14 protein-coding genes and 2 tRNA genes are annotated in these 14,519 nt (G+C 72.5%); 7 read left to right on the plus strand and 9 right to left on the minus strand.

Features of this window, described 5'->3' with window-relative positions; translation table 11 throughout:
* Positions 1–200: 200 nt before the first annotated feature.
* The 6 genes from M1E25_RS01965 to M1E25_RS01990 all read right to left on the minus strand — a co-directional run bounded on the left by M1E25_RS01965 (position 201) and on the right by M1E25_RS01990 (position 6,184).
* A complete protein-coding gene (locus M1E25_RS01965; RefSeq protein WP_251408452.1) occupies positions 201–1,445 on the minus strand; it encodes an HD-GYP domain-containing protein in 1,245 nt (414 codons plus the stop codon).
* A gap of 134 nt (positions 1,446–1,579) precedes the next feature.
* Complete coding sequence (locus M1E25_RS01970) at positions 1,580–3,007, minus strand: HD-GYP domain-containing protein (RefSeq protein WP_251408454.1); 1,428 nt, start codon at positions 3,005–3,007, stop codon at positions 1,580–1,582.
* A 344-nt stretch (positions 3,008–3,351) separates the two neighbouring features.
* Positions 3,352–3,711 carry a mycothiol system anti-sigma-R factor gene (rsrA, locus tag M1E25_RS01975; protein WP_251408457.1) on the minus strand — a complete coding sequence of 120 codons (360 nt, stop codon included), beginning with the start codon at positions 3,709–3,711 and terminating at the stop codon, positions 3,352–3,354.
* Positions 3,708–4,379, minus strand: a complete 672-nt coding sequence (locus M1E25_RS01980; RefSeq protein ID WP_251408460.1) for a sigma-70 family RNA polymerase sigma factor — start codon at positions 4,377–4,379, stop codon at positions 3,708–3,710. Before M1E25_RS01980 ends, rsrA begins: the two co-directional genes overlap by 4 nt.
* 278 nt (positions 4,380–4,657) lie before the next feature.
* On the minus strand, positions 4,658–5,290 hold the full coding sequence (locus tag M1E25_RS01985) for an alpha/beta hydrolase family protein (RefSeq protein ID WP_251408462.1): 633 nt from the start codon (positions 5,288–5,290) through the stop codon (positions 4,658–4,660).
* Between the two features lie 78 nt (positions 5,291–5,368).
* On the minus strand, positions 5,369–6,184 hold the full coding sequence (locus tag M1E25_RS01990) for an SOS response-associated peptidase (RefSeq protein WP_251408465.1): 816 nt from the start codon (positions 6,182–6,184) through the stop codon (positions 5,369–5,371).
* 52 nt (positions 6,185–6,236) lie between these two features.
* Between M1E25_RS01990 and M1E25_RS01995 the strand changes: the two genes are divergently transcribed.
* From M1E25_RS01995 to M1E25_RS02025, 7 genes are all read left to right on the plus strand, one after another.
* Entirely contained in the window at positions 6,237–6,950 is a 714-nt protein-coding gene (locus M1E25_RS01995; RefSeq protein WP_251408468.1) for a M50 family metallopeptidase, read from the plus strand.
* A gap of 97 nt (positions 6,951–7,047) precedes the next feature.
* The gene (gene aroA, locus M1E25_RS02000; RefSeq protein ID WP_251408471.1) at positions 7,048–8,433 is read left to right on the plus strand and encodes a 3-phosphoshikimate 1-carboxyvinyltransferase; all 1,386 of its coding nucleotides are present in this window, start codon (positions 7,048–7,050) and stop codon (positions 8,431–8,433) included.
* Between the two features lie 12 nt (positions 8,434–8,445).
* A complete protein-coding gene (rsgA, locus tag M1E25_RS02005; RefSeq protein ID WP_251408474.1) occupies positions 8,446–9,456 on the plus strand; it encodes a ribosome small subunit-dependent GTPase A in 1,011 nt (336 codons plus the stop codon).
* Between the two features lie 84 nt (positions 9,457–9,540).
* Positions 9,541–9,864 carry a DMT family transporter gene (locus tag M1E25_RS02010; protein ID WP_251408477.1) on the plus strand — a complete coding sequence of 108 codons (324 nt, stop codon included), beginning with the start codon at positions 9,541–9,543 and terminating at the stop codon, positions 9,862–9,864.
* A gap of 195 nt (positions 9,865–10,059) precedes the next feature.
* Complete coding sequence (gene hisN, locus M1E25_RS02015) at positions 10,060–10,860, plus strand: histidinol-phosphatase (protein WP_251408480.1); 801 nt, start codon at positions 10,060–10,062, stop codon at positions 10,858–10,860.
* Between the two features lie 228 nt (positions 10,861–11,088).
* Complete coding sequence (locus M1E25_RS02020; RefSeq protein ID WP_251408483.1) at positions 11,089–11,490, plus strand: CBS domain-containing protein; 402 nt, start codon at positions 11,089–11,091, stop codon at positions 11,488–11,490.
* Between the two features lie 170 nt (positions 11,491–11,660).
* Positions 11,661–12,077 carry a Fur family transcriptional regulator gene (locus M1E25_RS02025; RefSeq protein ID WP_251408486.1) on the plus strand — a complete coding sequence of 139 codons (417 nt, stop codon included), beginning with the start codon at positions 11,661–11,663 and terminating at the stop codon, positions 12,075–12,077.
* A 105-nt stretch (positions 12,078–12,182) separates the two neighbouring features.
* On the opposite strand, the gene M1E25_RS02030 is transcribed toward M1E25_RS02025, so the two are convergent.
* The 3 genes from M1E25_RS02030 to M1E25_RS02040 form a co-directional block, all read right to left on the minus strand.
* Positions 12,183–12,256 (minus strand) — tRNA-Met (locus tag M1E25_RS02030).
* 134 nt (positions 12,257–12,390) lie between these two features.
* Entirely contained in the window at positions 12,391–14,265 is a 1,875-nt protein-coding gene (locus M1E25_RS02035) for a tetratricopeptide repeat protein (protein ID WP_251408489.1), read from the minus strand.
* A gap of 179 nt (positions 14,266–14,444) precedes the next feature.
* Positions 14,445–14,518 (minus strand) — tRNA-Met (locus tag M1E25_RS02040).
* Position 14,519: the final 1 nt, after the last annotated feature.

Raw genomic sequence — 14,519 nt, forward strand, 5'->3', positions numbered from 1 at the left:
GCCCCTCCCGCACTGCGTCCCCGCCGTCCTGTCGACTGCGGCGGCGCTCCCCGGTGCCCAACCTGCCACAGATCGGCCACCGTCTCAGCCCGGCCCCTTTCCTGTTCCGGAGGCGACGTCCACACCTGGCTCCTTGCCGCCCCGACGCCCGCCGAACCATCTGTTTCGCATCCAACCATGCCCATCCGGGGGGCCGCTCATTACTCATGGGTTCGCAGCAGGTCCCCGCCCCGGGCCACCACCTGCGCCAGCGCCTCGACCACCCGGGGTTCGTAGTCCCGGGCCGTGGACAGCCTGAGGTGCTCGAGAACACTCAGCGGTCCCTCCGGCCGTCGCTCCCGCCCGGTCAGGTCCTCGTAGGCGTTCACCGCACGGATGATGCGGGCCGCAGGCGGCTGCTCACGGTAGGGGTCCGCCTGCCGCTCCACGACGACGGCCACTTCCGCGGGGACTCCCGTTTGCCGGACGACGGCACTCCCCAGCAGCGCGATTCGGCGCTGCTCCTCCTGCGGCAGCGACTCCGTCGCACCGTCGGGAACCGGGTCGACGAGGGAGAGCTGGCCGATGTCGTGCATCAGGGCCGCGTACTCGAGCACGGTCAGCTCCGACTCGGACAGTCCGAGTTCCCGGCCCACCGCCCTGCTGAGCGCCGCGACCCGGCGGGCGTGCCCGGTCGGGGTGTAGCCCGCGATCTCCGTGGCCCTGGCGAGCGAGGCGATGGTCTGCCGGTAGGTGGCACGGATGGAGGCGTAGCGGCGGAACGAGTACTGGGTCAGCAGCAGGGGCACGCAGAACACGGGCAGCGCCCACAGACCGACGGCCGCGACGGCGAGCGCGATCACCGCTCCGGTCGCGCAGACCGCCGAACCGATGCCGAGCAGGCCCCGCAGATGGTCGCGCAGCAGCGGCCCGTACGGCCAGCCGGTACGAGCGCGGGCCAGTGTGGCGCACAGCACCGCGTCGGACACGACCGACAGGGCGAGCAGCAGCAGGACGCAGGCCGGATAGTACGGCCCGCCGTCCGCCCAGGTCCCGAACCACCCCGAGTTGTACAGCGGTTGGAAGCAGACCGCGGCGAACGCCGTGGTGATCACGCGCCGGGCCAGCCGGTCGAGGCCCGGACTGCGCCCCGCAGCGACGTGGGGGGTGATTCCGACGAGCACCGCCGCGGCAACGACGGTCACGATCTGCGCCACACCGTGCGTGGTCGGATGGCCGTCGTTGTGGCCGAGCAGGGCGTAGGCGAACGCCCCGGCCGCTCCCAAGGGGGCCACCTCCCGGTCGTCCGACCGGGAGGAGCCCATGGCCCCCGGCCCCCAACGGGTGAGTTCCCCCACGGCCACCAGCAGCCCGAACGCCAGTGCCGCGGCCTGCTCGTGCAGGCCGTGCCAGAGCGTCCAGGCGAAGGCGGCGACGGCCAGGACGCCCGCCGCGGCGTGCACCACGCGGACGGTGCGAGGAGTTCTCCGCGAGCCGGGGCGCAGTCCTGTGCGGGACCCGGCCGGCCCGGCGTCGGCTGCCGTCGCCGCCCGCTGCCCCGGCACGGCCGGTTCCGGCCCGGAGCGTCCGTCGCGGGCCGTCACGCGGAGCCGCCCTGCCGCCGCCGCACGCTGTGCAGCGGCCGCGCCGGTCGGTGTCCGGCATCGCGTTCAGATAACGGCCCCGGATCGCCCGACGACCTCGGTGGCGGTACGTTTCCGCGCAGGCCGGACGCGTCATGGGTGTCCGCGGTGACAGCCGGGTGCCAGCCGTGCCGGTCGAGGGCCCGGGCGAGAGCACCGACCATCCGGGCGTCGAACTGCGACCCGGCACAGCGCTTCAGCTCGTCGACTGCCGCCCGCACCGGGCGGGCACGCCGGTACGAGCGGGTGGACGTCATGGCGTCGAAGGCATCGGCGACGGCCACCACCCGGGCGAACTCGGGAATCTGCGAACCGGCGAGCCCGTACGGGTAGCCGCGGCCGTCCAGACGTTCGTGGTGGTGCAGGATCGCGGCGCGGGCCTCCCGCAGGAACCCGATGCCGCGCACCATCTCGTGCCCGTACTCGGGATGCAGCTCGATGACGCGGCGTTCCTCGGGCGTCAGTGGTCCCTCCTTGCGCAGCAGCCGGGTGGGCACGCCGAGCTTGCCGACGTCGTGCAGGATGCCGGCGAAGCGCAGAACCTCCAGCCGGTCGTCCGCCATCCCCAGTTCACGTGCGATGAGCACAGAGGCCCGGCCCACGCGTTCACTGTGCCCCCGGGTGTAGCGGTCCTTGATGTCCACCGCCTGGACGAGCGCGCGGATGGTTGCCTGGTGCGCCGCACGTTCCCGGTGGTACTGGGCGAAGACCCAGCACGAGATGTACATGGGCAGCAGCACCAGCAGCGACGTGACCGGCCCGTAGGGGCTGCGCCACAGCACCGCCATCATCAGCCCGACCAGGCCGTGCACCAGGTACGGGGGGAGCTCCCCGGGTTGCAGGCCGTGCCAGGCCACGCGGGCCGGACAGCGCTCGGCGGTGACGAGCACCCCGCCGTCGAGCGCCGCGAGCACCGCGCTGAAGGCGATCGCCGCGCACCCCGCGGGCACCAGGGCGAACGGGAAATCGGCGGCCGCCACGGCGTGCGGGCCGCTGAGGCCGGGCAGCTCGCGGAACACCCACCCGGCTGCGCAGGTGGAGACTGCGAACGCCGCCGCGCGCCAGACCCGGCGCAGCCCGGCCGGCGGCTGGTCGACCCGCCCGGCGAGAGCGCCGGGGATCGCCACCAGCGCCGCAGCGGCCGGCGGCAGCAGGAAGGCGGCCGCGAGGAGCACCGGGACGAAGGCCCCCATGCCCGTGGGTGCACGGTCGCCCAGGAAGGAGCAGCGGGTCAGCTGCTCGCAGACCGCGTAGAGCGCGGCGAGCAGGAGCACAGCGCTCCAGGACGTGCCCGCTCCGCTCCGGAACGCGGGGGCCGCACAGGCGCCGGCGGCGAGGACGGCGCACAGGATGTACACGCGTGCGGCCGGCGGGACAGCTCGCATGGCGCTCCCTCCCCGAGATCCCGCATGTCAGGATCGGGAGAATAAGCCCGCGCGGCAGTCCTGAGGGGCACAACGGGACATGAGACCGTGGCGGACCGGGAGCCATTAGCACTTTCGGGTGATGGCGCGTCCACAGATCGGCGTGCCCGCCCCGGGGGATGTGTCCCGGCCGTTCCGCCATTCGGCGTAGCCGGAGTGCACCGGGTCCGGAACGGGGTCACCGGGCGCGGGTTCCGGCCGCGTGCACGGGCACCGGGCCCGCATCGCATCCTCGGCTCGACGCCCCGGGCCCGGACCGTGCCGGGGCGCAGCCACGGCCGGCTGGGCGCCGGCGCCACCGGGGTTCAGGCCCCGGTGTCCTCCCGGGACTCGCCGGTGGTGCGACCGGCGGCCTCGGCCACGTCGTCGGCGACCGCCTGCTCCATGACGCTCAGCTCCGGCACGGCCTCCCCGGCCCTGACCAGTTCGATCCGGCCCATGACCTTCGACCGGAGGTCGGTCGGAACGTCGTCATGGCCGCAGCAGCGCTTGACGAGCTTCTTCACGGCCTGTTCCAGCCCGTATTTCTCCAAGCAGGGCGAGCACTCGTCGAAGTGCACCTCGAACTTGGCGAAATCGCCGTCCGGCATCTCCCGGTCGAGGAACTCGTAGAGGTGGTCCAGGACTTCGGAGCAGTCCGTCTCATGCGGCTTGCCGCAGCTCATGAGCCCGTACCCTTCCGGTCGTGCGACTCGCCCGACGCGGCGCCCGCGGGGGCCAGACCGCGCTCACGGGCGTAGTCCTCCAGCAGTTCGCGCAGTTGGCGACGGCCACGGTGCAGCCGCGACATCACCGTGCCGATGGGTGTGGCCATGATGTCGGCGATCTCCTTGTACGCAAACCCCTCGACGTCCGCGAGGTACACCGCGATGCGGAACTCCTCGGGGATCGCCTGCAGCGCTTCCTTCACGTCGGAGTCGGGCAGGCGGTCCAGCGCCTGCGACTCGGCGGACCGCAGCCCCGTCGACATGTGGGACTCCGCGCGGGCGAGCTGCCAGTCCTCGATCTCCTCGGCGGCGCTGCGCTGCGGCTCACGCTGCTTCTTGCGGTACGAGTTGATGAAGGTGTTGGTGAGGATGCGGTACAGCCAGGCCTTGAGGTTGGTGCCCTCACGGAACTGGTGGAACGAGCCGTAAGCCTTGGCGTACGTCTCCTGCACCAGGTCCTCGGCGTCCGCGGGATTGCGCGTCATCCGCAGAGCAGCGGAGTACATCTGGTCGAGGAACACCAACGCGTCCCGCTCGAAACGGGCGTTGCGTTCGGCAGTGGTCTCGGTTTCCTCCTCCGCCCGACCGTCGTCGGCCCCCGCGTCGGTCCCAGTGACCGGACCCACCTCCTCCAGTGCTGCGGCGGGGCCGGATGCGGACCCGCTCGAATCGGAGGATAGACGACGATCCGGTGCCACCGCCGCTCCGAGGCGGGCAGGCTGCGCCACCGTCACCCGGGGCCAGCCCTGCTCAGCAGCCTGGGGGCGGGGCGGGCATTGGATCGAACCCATCGGCGGACTCCTTCTCCTTGCGCCGTCACCGTGCGTCGTGTCCGTCGAGGACACCTGGCACAACACACCTCCGGGGCTGCGCATTCCCGGCCGGGTGGCGGGCAACCGGAGGCTCAGCCGGTCGTCCGGTCCAGCCACCCGGACACGGCATCGGTGATCAGGTCGAGCGTCTGCTGCGGCTCCGCGCCGGACTTCCGGGGAACGGCGAAACCGTGGTCCGCGTACGGGATCTCGACGACCTCCCGGGAGTGCGGGAACTCCTCCGGCCTGCCGAAGGGGTCGCGCCCGCCCTGGACGACGAGCACCGGGACGTCCGGCGCCAGCAGTTCGTCCGCCCGCGACTTCTCCGGCCGGCCCGGTGGGTGCAGTGGGAAGGAGAGCGCCAGGACGGCGTGGGCGCCGAGGCCGTCCGCCGTGCGGCACGCGACCCGGGCTCCGGCGCTCCGGCCGCCGGCGACCACGGGCAGCCCGGCATCCGCGAGCGCCGGCCACAGCTGCGTCCATGCGGCGTCGAGGGTCTTCGGCGCCGGTGCCACCTTCCTGCCCGCGACCCGCCAGGGCTGTTCGACCAGCGCCACCGTGACGCCCCGGCCGGGCAGAGTGCGGGCGAGCGCCTGCAGGTCCCGCGCCTCGATCCCGCCACCGGCGCCGTGGCCGAGGGCCAGCACGGTGTGCGGGCGCACCGCCCGGAACCAGCAGATGCGAGCGTCGCCCGGCGCTGTGGGAATCGTCACGGTCTCGGTCACGTCCACATCCTGCCAGGACGTGCTGCGGAGCGATCCCGGCGCGCCCGGAGGGGCCGCGCGGCGGCCGGCGAGCCGAGATCAGAAAAGGGTGCTCTCCGCCGGTGCCTCCACCTCGGTGATCAATTCGGGTCCGTTGTTCCGGACGTCGCTGACCGCGGTGGACACGGGGTAGGCGCGGACCGTGCCGGCCGGCGGCGGCGCCAGCAGCGGGCGCAGCGCGTCGGGGTCCGTGCGTGACGGGTCCAGCCAGGCGTCCCAGCGGTCCGCCGGCAGCACGAGGGGCATCCGCGGGTGGATGCCGGCGAGGCTGCCCGGCCCGCCTGCGGAGGCGTCGGGCAGCGGTGTGGTCTCGGCCTCCGTAGTGATCACCGTGCAGGTCGCCCACCAGGCCCGCGGGTGCTCGGCGGGGAGGGAGCCGTCGCGCCAGAACTCGTACAGCCCGGCCATGGCCATCACTCCGCCGTCGACCGGGGTGACGAAGTACGGCTGCTTCCGGGGACGCTTGCGGCGGCCGGCCTCCTCGAGCTTGCGCTCCTCGCTCCCCGTCAACCATTCGTAATAACCGTCGGCAGGCAGGATGCAGCGCCTCGCGAGGAAGGGCCGCCGGTAGGAGGCCTTCTCGTGGACGGTCTCCGCCCGGGCGTTGATCATCTTCACCCCGACATCCGGGGACTTGGCCCAGGACGGCACCAGCCCCCAGCGCAGTGCGCGCAGTTGACGGACGGGCTCGTCGAATTCCGACTCCTTGTCCGGCCGCTCCAGCACCGCGTGAACGTCCTTGGTCGGCGCGACGTTCCAGTCCGGGGCCAGCGCCTCGGAGGGCTCCCACTTGGTCACGCCGAAGGCCCCGACCAGGTCCTCGGAGCTCCGGCTCGCAGAATAACGACCGCACATGAGTGCAACACTGCCACGACGTCCGTACCCGGCCACAAGGGAGCCGCGCCCGATGGAACACACAGCCGTAGGCGATCTGTGGGATCGCGTCATCGGTGCCCAGCCCGATCCGCCCGTGTGGCTGGTGGTCGCGATGGCCGCCGTCGCCCTCGGCGCCGTCCTGCCGCACGGAGCCTGGCGGTTCACGCGGAACGCGGTGACCATCGCACACGAGGGCGGGCACGGGCTCGTCGCCCTGCTCAGCGGACGGCGCCTCGAGGGCATCCGGCTGCACTCCGACACCTCGGGCCTCACGGTCTCCCGCGGCAAGCCGACCGGCCTCGGCATGATCCTCACCGCGGCGGCCGGCTACACGGCTCCCTCGCTGATAGGCCTGGCCGGCGCCGCGTTGCTGGCGGCCGGCCACATCACCGCACTGCTGTGGGGCGCCGTGCTCCTGCTGGTGTCCGTGCTGATCATGGTGCGCAACGCCTACGGAGTCCTCACGGTGGTGCTGACCGGGGGCCTGTTCCTCCTGGTCTCCTGGCTGGCCGAACCGGAGGTGCAGGCCGCGTTCGCCTACGCCGTCACCTGGTTCCTCCTCCTCGGCGGGGTCCGTCCGGTGTTCGAGCTCCAGGGCAAGCGGCGGCGGGGAGGAGCCCCGGACTCCGACGCCGACCAGCTGGCGCGGCTGACGCACACGCCCCCCGCGGTGTGGCTGCTGCTCTTCCACGTCGTCGCGCTGGCGTCGCTGGTGGGCGGTGGGCAGCGGCTGCTCGGCCTCTGACCGGCCCGGCGAGCACGGCGGTGCCGCGGCGCCGTACGTCGGCCGGAACGGGTTCCGGCCGGGATCCCGCGTTTCGTGAACGACTAAAGTGAAGGCCATGACCGACACAGACCCCGCCCCGGCTGCGCAGGCCGATCCATGGCCCGCCCCGCTCGCGTCCGGCCCCGTGGACGCGAGTGTCACCGTGCCGGGATCGAAGTCGGTCACCAACCGAGCGCTCGTCCTGGCCGCCCTGGCATCCGAGCCGGGCCGGCTCCGCCGCCCCTTGCGCTCCCGCGACACCCTGCTGATGGCCGATGCGCTGCGGGCCATGGGCGTGGGCATCGACGTCGTACCCGACGGCAGCACCGGCGCCGACGCCACCGGTGAGGTGTGGCGGGTGGTTCCCGCCGGTCTGCGGGGTCCCGCGACGGTCGACGTCGGCAACGCCGGCACGGTGATGCGCTTCCTTCCCCCGGTGGCATGCCTGGCGGACGGCCCGGTGCGCTTCGACGGAGATCCGCGGTCGCACCAGCGCCCCCTGCACGGCGTCATCGACGCGTTGCGCGCCCTCGGTGCGCGGATCGACGACGCGGGGCGCGGGGCGCTGCCCCTCACCGTGAACGGCGTCGGGGCGCTCGACGGCGGCCCCGTGGAGGTCGACGCCTCCTCGTCCTCGCAGTTCGTCAGCGCCCTGCTGCTGTCCGCCCCGCGGTTCGACCAGGGCGTCGAGGTGCGGCACACCGGGGCGGTCCTCCCCTCTCTTCCGCACATCCGGATGACCGTCGAGATGCTCCGGCTGGCCGGGGCGTCGGTGGACACCCCGCAGGCGGGGGAGCCCGACGTCTGGCGGGTGGCACCGGGAGCCCTGCTCGGCCGCGATCTGACGATCGAGCCCGATCTGTCGAACGCCCAGCCCTTCCTCGCCGCTGCACTGGTGACCGGCGGCCGGGTGACCATTCCGGACTGGCCCGAGCACACCACCCAGCCCGGGGCCGCGCTGCGCGAGATCTTCACGGAGATGGGCGGCTCCTGCGAACTCACCGAGCAGGGGCTGACGTTCACGGGCAGCGGCCGGGTGCACGGCATCGACGTCGACCTGGGCGACGTCGGCGAACTGACGCCGGGCATCGCCGCCGTGGCCGCCCTGGCGGACTCGGAATCGGTCCTGCGCGGGGTCGCCCATCTGCGGCTGCACGAAACCGACCGGCTCGCCGCGCTCACCAAGGAGATCAACGGGCTGGGCGGGGACGTCACCGAGACCGAGGACGGCCTGCGCATCCGGCCGCGGCCACTGCACAGCGGCGTCTTCCACACCTACGACGACCACCGTCTGGCGACAGCCGCCGCCGTGATCGGGCTCGTCGTCGACGGTGTCCGGGTGGAGAACGTCGCGACCACCGCGAAGACGCTGCCCGGGTTCCCCGCGCTGTGGACGGATATGCTCGCGGGCGGGCGCACCGCCGCGGTCCCGGCCGTTCCCGCCTCGTCCGGCAGCGCCTGAGAGCCTGCCGAGATGCGCCGATACGGCAAGCACACCGACGAGGACGACGTGCGGGTCCGTCCCGGCCGCAAGGGCAGCCGGCCACGGACCAGCATCCGGCCCAAGCACGAGGACGCGACGGACGGTCTGGTGCTCACCGTGGACCGGGGGCGCATCACCTGTCTGGTCGACGAGCGCACGATCATCGCCATGAAGGCCCGTGAACTGGGCCGCAAGGGTGTGGTGGTCGGGGACCGGGTGGGCATCGTCGGAGACCTCTCGGGGGCCAAGGACACCCTGGCCCGGATCGTCCGCGTCGAGCCGCGCACCTCGGTGCTGCGTCGTACTGCGGACGACGACGACCCGTACGAGCGGGTGGTCGTCGCCAACGCCGACCAGCTCGCGATCGTCACGGCCCTGGCCGATCCCGAGCCGCGCCCGCGGCTCATCGACCGCTGTCTGGTGGCGGCTTTCGATGCCGGGCTGGACCCGCTGCTCGTCCTCACCAAGTCCGATCTGGCGTCGGCGGACGCCCTGCTGGAGACCTACGCGCCGCTGGGCGTCCCGTACGTCGTCACCAGCAGGGACGAACTCGCCGAGGACGACACCGCGGAACGGGTGCGGGAGCGGCTGGCCGGACGCATCACCGCCTTCGTCGGGCATTCCGGCGTCGGGAAGACCACGCTGGTGAACACGCTCGTGCCGCAGGACAGACACCGGGCCACCGGTGTCGTCAACGCGGTGACCGGACGGGGCCGGCACACCACCACCTCCGCTCTGGCCCTGCCGCTGCCGGGCCGGGAGGGATGGGTGATCGACACCCCCGGTGTGCGGTCGTTCGGACTCCACCACGTCGATCCGTCCCGGGTCATCCACGCGTTCCCGGAGCTGGTCCCGGGCACCGAGCGCTGCCCCCGGGCCTGCAGCCACGACGAGAAGGACTGCGCGCTCGACCAGTGGGTCGACGAGGGCCACGCGGATCCCGCCCGGCTGTATTCGCTCCGGCGGCTGCTCGCCACGCGGGAACGGCGCGAGGGCGACTGACCCGTGCGGTGACCCTCCAGTCACGACCGGTGAATGCATAATCGCCCTCAGGCAGGATGGATCACCGACGCGGGAGGCGCTCGCATGGCGTGGCTGCTCGTCATCGTCGCCGGGCTCCTCGAGACGGGCTTCGCCGTGTGCCTCAAGTTGTCCCACGGATTCACGCGGCTGTGGCCGACCATCGCGTTCGCGGCCTTCGCGCTGGGCAGCTTCGGGCTGCTCACGCTCGCCCTGCGCAAGCTGGACGTCGGCCCGGCGTACGCCATCTGGACCGGCATCGGGGCCGCGGGCACCGCGATCTACGGCATGGTCTTCCTCGGCGACATCGTGTCGACGCTCAAAATCGTGTCGATCAGCCTCGTCGTCGTCGGCGTCATCGGGCTGCAGCTCTCCGGCTCGGCTCAGTGACCCGCCGCCCCGCCGGGGAGCGCGCCCCGCACCTGGCGCGCCGCATCCCGGGCCCGTGACCTCCACGGCATCGGTGGGCACAGAATTGACGCGCCTCGTTCGCTGTCCGGGGCCGCCACGGGCCCGCCCGTCCGCCGGAAACGCACGGGCGGCACTGCAGGGACGGTGACGGGACCCGCCGGATAGTGTTCTTGCATGGCCGACTTCCACGATGATCTGCGTCTTGCCCACGTGCTGGCCGACGCCGCCGACGCCACGACCATGGAGCGGTTCAAGGCCCTCGATCTGAAGGTCGAGACGAAACCCGACATGACCCCGGTCAGCGAGGCGGACAAGTCGGCCGAGGAACTCATCCGGAGTTCCCTGAAGCGTGCGAGGCCGCGCGACACCGTGGTGGGCGAGGAATTCGGCACCGAAGGCGCCGGGCCGCGTCGCTGGATCATCGACCCCATCGACGGCACGAAGAACTATGTTCGCGGGGTGCCGGTCTGGGCCACGCTCATCTCGCTCATGGTCCCGGCCGAGGGCGGGTACCAGCCGGTCGTCGGCGTGGTCTCCGCCCCGGCGCTGGGGCGGCGCTGGTGGGCCGCGCAGGGCGGCGGGGCCTACACCGGCCGCAGCCTCACCTCGGCCACCCGGCTGCACGTCTCCTCGGTGGGGCGGGTCGCGGACGCGTCGTTCGCCTATTCGTCGCTCAGCGGCTGGGAGGACCAGGGCCGGCTGGACGGGTTCCTCGACCTCACCCGTGACTGCTGGCGGACCCGTGGGTACGGCGACTTCTGGCCGTACATGATGGTCGCCGAGGGGTCGGTGGACATGTGTGCGGAGCCGGAACTCTCACTGTGGGACATGGCTGCGAACGCGATCATCGTCCAGGAAGCGGGCGGTGAGTTCACCGATCTCGACGGGGTCCGCGGACCGGGCGGCAGCAACGCGGTGGCCTCCAACGGGCTGCTCCATCAGGATCTGCTGGGCTATCTGAACCAGCGCTACTGACGCACGGGACGGGCATTCACCGCAGGCCGGGCTCGGTTTCCGGCACAGTTTCCGTGCCGAGGCCCTCCTGCCGGAGGCGCGATCAACCGCGACAGGGCCGTCGGCGCCCCCTTGCCGCCTTCCGGGAGCTCATGTGAACATGAGAATTCACCCGCTTGTGAAATTGTGAATCTTTTCTCGAACCGGCCCGGTCCGCAGAAGAGATGACCAGGGAGGTGGCTCCACTCCATGCTCGTCCGTGACGCCATGAGCAAGACCGTCCTCACCATCGGTCCCACACACACGCTCCGCCAGGCAGCGACCCTGATGGCCGCCCGCCGGGTCGGCGCCGCGGTGGTCCTCGACCCCGACACCTGCGGCATCGGCATTCTCACCGAGCGCGACATCCTCAACTCCGTGGGGGCCGGCCAGGACCCCGACCTCGAGCCGTCATCCGCCCACACCACCACCGACGTGGTCTTCGCCGCCCCCGAGTGGACCCTGGCCGAGGCCGCCGCGGCCATGACCCACGGCGGCTTCCGCCACCTGATCGTCCTCGACGACCAGGAGCCGGTGGGAGTCGTCTCGGTCCGGGACATCATCGGCTGCTGGACGCAGATCCCCGCGCAGCCTGCCGCGGTGACCGGCTGACCGGGCCGGCCGGGACGCCCCGGCTGCCGACCGGCCCGGAATTTGGCTTCCGGCGCGAGCAGTCCTATGTTGGATTTGATCCAACTCGAGATGTGGGCGAAGGCCGTACCCGTTCGGGGGTCGGGACCCCGCTGTTGAGCCGGCCCTCCTGAACTGTTAGGTGAAATGGCATGAGTGACCTGCTGGAACGACTTCGAGGACGTGGCTGGCGGCTGACCGCCCAGCGGCGCGTCGTAGCAGAAGTCCTCGACGGGGAACACGTCCACCTCACAGCCGACGAGGTACACGCCCGGGCAGCCGCGAAGCTTCCCGAGATCTCCCGCGCCACCGTCTACAACACCCTCGGCGAGCTCGTCTCGCTCGGTGAAGTGATCGAGGTCAGCACGGACCGCCGTGCAATGCGGTACGACCCGAACGCCCATCGGAGCCACCAGCACCTGGTCTGCGCGCGCTGCGGGACGATCCGTGACGTCCATCCCTCCGGGGACCCCCTGCGCGACCTTCCGGACGCCGAGCGCTTCGGCTTCAGCGTCTCCGACGTGGAGATCACGTACCGTGGCGTCTGCCCGTCCTGCGCATCCGGCTGAGGCACCGGACGCCCCGCCGGCCGGCACCGCTCTGCGCGGGCCGGCGTCGGCCGCACGGCACATGACGAAAGCCCGGATCCTGGAGGATCCGGGCCTTCGTTCTCGTAGCGGGGACAGGATTTGAACCTGCGACCTCTGGGTTATGAGCCCAGCGAGCTACCGAGCTGCTCCACCCCGCGTCGGTGTGCCTTTACTCTAGCCTCGCGGCGACGACCAGCGCAAATTCCCGGGTTCCCGGCCCGGCGGCGGCCCGCCGGGCCCGGAGTGCGTGTCCGGCAGCCCCTCGGGAGCCGCCGGGCACGCGCCCCGGTCGCTACGCGGACAGCTCCTGCTGGAGCGCGTCGCGCAGCCGCGCCGCGCGCTCGGCGACCTCCGTCGGCCCCAGCCCGACAGCGCGCGTGCACCACTGCTGGGCCTCCGCGAGTTCGCCCTTGCGCGCAGCCAGCAGCGCCAGCCGCAGAGCCGCCCGCCCGTGGCCGGCCTCCGCCGCACGCTTCCACCAGAGCGCAGCCTCGGGCTCACTGCCCTCGCGCGCCAGCAGCAGCCCGAGGTTGAACGCCCCGTTGCGGCTGCCGGCCTCTGCCGCCGAGCGGTACCACCGGGCCGCCTCGACCACGTCACCGCGCGCTGCCGCGAGCATGCCGCAGCGCACCTGGGCCCGCCGGTGCCCCTGCTCGGCCGCCCGGGCGTACCACTCGTCGCACTCCGCCGTCACCCCGGCCTCCTCGGCGACCGCCCGGGTCTCCGGGCGGTCGAGCAGCGTGGCGAGCCGGAACGCCGCTTCCGGGCTGCCTCCGCCGGCCGCACAGCGCAGATGCCGCTCGGCCGTCCGCTCGTCGCCGTCCCGCAGCAGGGCGATACCGACCTGCAGTGCGGCCTCGGTGTGCCCTGCCGCCGCCGCCTGCCCGTACCACTGCAGGGCGGCGGGGTCCTCGCCCCGCCCGGCATGGAGGATCCCGAGGTTGAAGGCGGCGTCCACGCTGCCCGCCTCGGCGGCCTTGGAGAACCAGGGCTCGGCCCCGGCCGCGTCCTCGCGCTGCAGCAGCAGGACTGCGAGCGCGTTCGCCGCCTCGCGGTGCCCCGTGTAGGCGGCTCGGCGGTACCACTGCTCCGCGTGTTCGGTGCGGTCCTGGGCAGCGCACAACAGCCCCAGGTTGTACGCCCCGTTGATGTCTCCCGCGTCCAGTGCGGCGCGGTACCAGCGCTCGGCGGTCTGGTGCTCGCCCCGTTCCGCGTGGAGCGCGCCGAGCGCGTTGGCCGCGTTCCCGTCGCGGGCCTGCGCGGCCCGACGCCACCAGATCGCGGCGCTGTCGGTGTCACCGGCGTCGCGCAGCAGGAATCCGAGGGCGCACGCGGCGCGCGCGTCCCCTCCCTTGGCGGCACTGAAGTACCAGCGGCCGGCTTCCTTGACCTCGCCGCGCTCCTCCAGCAGCGCGCCGAGGTGCAGGGCCGCGCGACGGTGTCCGCGCGCGGCTGCCTGGCGGTACCACTGCTCCGTCTCGGGTCCCCGAGCGTGTCCGGCCGTTGCCTCCGCGCCCTCCGACCAGCGCCGGTCGAGGAGACGGGCCAGCCGGTACGCGGCCTCGCGGTGTCCCTGCTCGGCGGCAGCGCGGAACCAGCGTTCCGCACCGGGGTCGCCACGGTGCTCCAGAAGATCGGCCAGCGCGAAGGCGCCGAGGGCATGACCCCACTCGGCGGACTGACGGAGCCAGTACTCGGCAGCGGGCTCGTCCCCGCGCTCGCGGTGATGACGGCCGAGGGCGTGCGCAGCGGCTGCCGAACCCGCGACTGCGGCGATCCGCCACCAGCCCGCAGCCTCGTCGGCATACCCCCGCTGGTGCAGCAGCACACCCAGGTTGTTGGCAGCGGCCCGGTCCCCCTGGCCGGTCGCCGCACGCAGATGGGGCTCGGCACCGTCGAGGTCACCGCGTCGCAGCAGCATGGCACCGAGCGCACTCATCGACGCAACGTCACCGGCTTCCGCCGCCAGGCGGTGCCGGGCCTCGTCCTCCGCCTCCGCGGCGGCGACGCGCGGGCCGGGCACGGGCGCAGCGGAATCGGCCGTTCCAGAAGTGCGGGCAGCAGTCTCGGCCGGCCCGCTCGTATCCCGCTCCGCTTTCCCGTCGCCCACCACCATGCCGTTCACGGTGGAGCTCAGAAGTTCCGTCCTGTCCCCCATGAGAGCCATCGTCGCACCACCCGTAACCCGGGTACACCTCGTATACCGCAGTCAGTGAAGTCACTTCGGCGTTTTGTCGACTTCCCGACATCAACTTCCCGAGCCAACGCCCCCTCAAACGCGGCACTTCGGATGTCCCCCGAACAAGCGAAGGACCCGGAGTCGATTGACTCCGGGTCCTTCTTCAGTAGCGGGGACAGGATTTGAACCTGCGACCTCTGGGTTATGAGCCCAGCGAGCTACCGAGCTGCTCCACCCCGCGC

The organism is Streptomyces meridianus, from assembly GCF_023703325.1.
In the GTDB taxonomy this organism is placed as follows: Bacteria; Actinomycetota; Actinomycetes; order Streptomycetales; family Streptomycetaceae; genus Streptomyces; species Streptomyces meridianus.

Excerpts from the sequence above, each read along its gene's own strand:
- M1E25_RS01970 (WP_251408454.1), bottom strand. The coding sequence starts at position 3,007 with ATGCGAGCTGTCCCGCCGGCCGCACGCGTGTACATCCTGTGCGCCGTC.
- rsrA (WP_251408457.1), bottom strand. The coding sequence starts at position 3,711 with ATGAGCTGCGGCAAGCCGCATGAGACGGACTGCTCCGAAGTCCTGGAC.
- M1E25_RS01990 (WP_251408465.1), bottom strand. The coding sequence starts at position 6,184 with ATGTGCGGTCGTTATTCTGCGAGCCGGAGCTCCGAGGACCTGGTCGGG.
- M1E25_RS01995 (WP_251408468.1), top strand. The coding sequence starts at position 6,237 with ATGGAACACACAGCCGTAGGCGATCTGTGGGATCGCGTCATCGGTGCC.
- aroA (WP_251408471.1), top strand. The coding sequence starts at position 7,048 with ATGACCGACACAGACCCCGCCCCGGCTGCGCAGGCCGATCCATGGCCC.
- rsgA (WP_251408474.1), top strand. The coding sequence starts at position 8,446 with ATGCGCCGATACGGCAAGCACACCGACGAGGACGACGTGCGGGTCCGT.
- M1E25_RS02010 (WP_251408477.1), top strand. The coding sequence starts at position 9,541 with ATGGCGTGGCTGCTCGTCATCGTCGCCGGGCTCCTCGAGACGGGCTTC.
- hisN (WP_251408480.1), top strand. The coding sequence starts at position 10,060 with ATGGCCGACTTCCACGATGATCTGCGTCTTGCCCACGTGCTGGCCGAC.
- M1E25_RS02020 (WP_251408483.1), top strand. The coding sequence starts at position 11,089 with ATGCTCGTCCGTGACGCCATGAGCAAGACCGTCCTCACCATCGGTCCC.
- M1E25_RS02025 (WP_251408486.1), top strand. The coding sequence starts at position 11,661 with ATGAGTGACCTGCTGGAACGACTTCGAGGACGTGGCTGGCGGCTGACC.
- M1E25_RS02035 (WP_251408489.1), bottom strand. The coding sequence starts at position 14,265 with ATGGCTCTCATGGGGGACAGGACGGAACTTCTGAGCTCCACCGTGAAC.